Raw genomic sequence first — 3143 nt, forward strand, 5'->3', positions numbered from 1 at the left:
ATCCGTAATTCGTAATTCGTAATTCGTAATTCTCATGTTGGATACGGCTGAAATATTAAAGAAGGTAAGACAAATAGAAATAAAGACGAAAGGGCTTACCAACCACATTTTTGCGGGCGAATATCATAGCGCCTTCAAAGGACGTGGTATGTCATTCAGCGAAGTGAGAGATTATCATTTCGGGGATGATGTGAGGTCTATCGACTGGAATGTAACAGCACGATTCAACCACCCTTTTGTGAAGGTTTTTGAAGAAGAAAGAGAACTGACGGTGATGTTACTGGTGGACATGAGTCAAAGCTCTTCCTTTGGAACTAAAAAGCAGGATAAACGTGATCTGATCACAGAACTCTGCGCCGTTCTCGCTTTCTCTGCCATCAAAAATAATGATAAGGTAGGCGTTATCTTTTTCAGTGATGGAATGGAGAAATATATTCCACCTAAAAAAGGGAAATCACATATTTTGTTCATTATCCGTGAACTACTATCGTTTACGCCTAAACGTAAAGGAACCAATATTAAAGAAACCCTGCGTTTCTTTAATAATGCTACCAAAAAGCGCAGCATTGTTTTCATGCTGAGTGACTTTCTTTCCGGCAGTTACCAGGATGCGCTTAACATAGCCGCCAAACGGCATGATGTGGTAGGTATACAGGTATATGACCAGCGGGATAAAGAATTACCACCGGTAGGATTAATACAGGTAGCAGACGCTGAAACGGGTGCTACCCAATGGATAGATACTACTGATCGCCGGGTACGCCAGTATTATGAACAACAGTTCCTGCAACATTCACAATATTGCAAAAATGCGTTTATGAAAAGTGGTGCCGAGCTGGTAAGTGTACGCACCGATGAAGATTATGTGAAAGCATTACAAACATTTTTCCTCAAGAGGGCCTAAGTTATAATGGAGCGCAAATTAAACATGTATAAACAACAAGTTATAAGACGTATATTTTTATGTTGCTTACTGGGGTTGTTATATCCTTTTAGCCTGCTGGCACAGCAGTCGGTAGATGTGACGGCGAAAGCAGATACCAACAGTATCAGGATAGGCGAGCAGATAAAACTGCAGCTTACCGCCACGCTCACGCCGGCACAGTTTAAGGACGCCAACTTTAAAATTCTGTTCCCGGTATTACCGGATTCTCTGGATCATTTTGAAGTAGTTAGCCGCACCTCTCTGGATACACTGGTTAACCAGGATCAGCATATTCTTCACCAAACATTTACGCTCACGAGTTTTGACTCCGGCCATTGGGAAATTCCTCCTATGCGGTTCGAAGTATTTACAGGCGCCAACACCGCTCCCGATTCAGCTGTTACGCTGCCGGTAGGGATAGATGTAAACACGGTGGCCGTAGATACCACCAAAGCATTTAAACCTATTAAAGCCGTGCAATCAGTACCCTGGAACATCTGGGACTACTGGCTGTATATCGCCATTGGGATCACGATCGCATTGGTGGCAATAGGTATCTGGTGGTATCTCCGTACAAGACCTAAAAAAGAGAAAGTAATTAATATTCCTACTGTATCTCCGTATGAAATTGCAGCGCAGGAACTGAAAGCTTTGAAAGAAGAAAAGTTGTGGCAGCAAGGTGATATTAAACAATACTATACCCGGTTAACAGATATTTTGCGTACCTACTTTGAACATCAGTTCAGCATTGCTGCGCTGGAGCAAACGAGTGAGGAACTGTTGCAGAATATTAAGCCGGTAACAAAGCTGAACCAGCAAAGAGATAAGCTGCGTAGCCTGCTGGCTATTGCTGATCTGGCGAAGTTTGCCAAATTACAGCCTACGGCAGATGAGCATGAAGAGTGTATGCAGAAGGCAGAAGAAATTCTGGAGTGGACCAAACCGAAGCCAGGAGCGGCAGAAGAAGTAGGCAAAGAGGGAGAAAAACAACAAGCATAAAGCCAGAATGGATCTTAATTAGAAAATTGATGGATTTTTCAACGTGGAAAAATATTGAATTTGCCTATCCGGTTTTCCTGTGGCTTTTGCTGCTGGTGCCGGTACTGATATATTGGTACTTTGCACGCCGCAAGGGCCGGCAGAGCGTCATGATGATTTCTTCTCTGGAAGGATTAAAAGGATTGCCGGTGTCCTGGAAGGTTCGCTTCCGGCCATTATTACTGGTGCTGCGCCTCCTGGCTGTTACTGCGCTGATTGTGGCGCTGGCCCGTCCGCAAACGTCCAATACCTCTGAGAGTATCGATAGCGAAGGAATTGATATCGTGATGGCCATCGACATCTCCGGTAGTATGCTGGCAGAAGATCTGCAACCAAACCGTATGGAGGCCGCCAAAAAAGTAGCCACCGAATTTGTGGATAAACGCATCAGCGACCGTATTGGCCTGGTGGTGTTTTCCGGCGAAAGCTTTACGCAATGCCCTATCACCACCGATCATGCCGTACTGAAAAACCAGATCATGCAGGTGAAAAGTGGCATGTTGCAAGATGGTACTGCCATTGGTATGGGACTGGCTACGTCGGTAGACCGCCTGCGCAACAGCCATGCTAAAAGTAAAGTCATCATTCTGCTCACAGATGGGGTGAACAATACGGGGCTGATAGATCCACTCACTGCTCTGGACATCGCGAAAGCATTTAAAATAAGGGTATACACCATCGGGGTAGGTACTATCGGGAAAGCACCGTTTCCTATGCCTATGGCAGATGGCAGCGTGCAAATGGTGATGCAGGACGTACAGATCGATGAGCCGCTGATGAAAAAGATATCTAAAGAAACAGGCGGAAAATATTTCCGCGCCACCAATACCAATGACCTGAAAAACATTTATAGCGAAATTGATCAGCTGGAGAAAACCAAAGTAGAAATTACCTCTTACAAACGTTTTGCAGAGCATTTTTTCCTCCTGGCCATGATTGCACTGGGATGTATACTGCTGGAAGTAGTATTGCGTTACAGCCTGTTCAAAAGCTTGCCTTAAGTGCGGGTTTTGTCTTTGAGCAGGATATACTGATTTAGATGATTTTCCAGATTTTTACTTTAATGATTATAAAACATTGTTGTCCGGGTAAATTGAATATAACATGGCCTGTATTCCTTTTCTGATAAGGAATACAGGTTCTTAAATTATTGTATGAAAATCCAGGGAAGCTCCCTGTT

Annotated in this window: 3 protein-coding genes; all 3 read left to right on the top strand. The window is 44.1% G+C overall.

Annotation, left to right across the window (positions count from 1 at the left end):
• The first annotated feature begins 34 nt into the window (after positions 1-34).
• Genes VIP81_RS27830 through VIP81_RS27840 form a run of 3 tightly spaced genes read left to right on the top strand, consistent with a single transcriptional unit; the run spans position 35 to position 2964 of the window.
• On the top strand, positions 35-904 hold the full coding sequence (locus VIP81_RS27830; protein WP_331969186.1) for a DUF58 domain-containing protein: 870 nt from the start codon (positions 35-37) through the stop codon (positions 902-904).
• Between the two features lie 24 nt (positions 905-928).
• Positions 929-1924, top strand: coding sequence for a hypothetical protein (locus tag VIP81_RS27835; protein ID WP_331969189.1), 996 nt, complete (start codon positions 929-931; stop codon positions 1922-1924).
• A 29-nt stretch (positions 1925-1953) separates the two neighbouring features.
• Positions 1954-2964 (top strand): VWA domain-containing protein, encoded by a 1011-nt coding sequence (locus VIP81_RS27840; protein WP_331969192.1) that lies wholly within the window; start codon positions 1954-1956, stop codon positions 2962-2964.
• The last annotated feature ends 179 nt before the right edge of the window (positions 2965-3143 follow it).

The sequence above is a fragment of the Chitinophaga sp. genome, assembly GCF_036566945.1.
GTDB lineage: Bacteria > Bacteroidota > Bacteroidia > Chitinophagales > Chitinophagaceae > Chitinophaga.

Excerpts from the sequence above, each read along its gene's own strand:
- VIP81_RS27830 (WP_331969186.1), top strand. The coding sequence starts at position 35 with ATGTTGGATACGGCTGAAATATTAAAGAAGGTAAGACAAATAGAAATA.
- VIP81_RS27840 (WP_331969192.1), top strand. The coding sequence starts at position 1,954 with ATGGATTTTTCAACGTGGAAAAATATTGAATTTGCCTATCCGGTTTTC.
- VIP81_RS27835 (WP_331969189.1), top strand. The coding sequence starts at position 929 with ATGTATAAACAACAAGTTATAAGACGTATATTTTTATGTTGCTTACTG.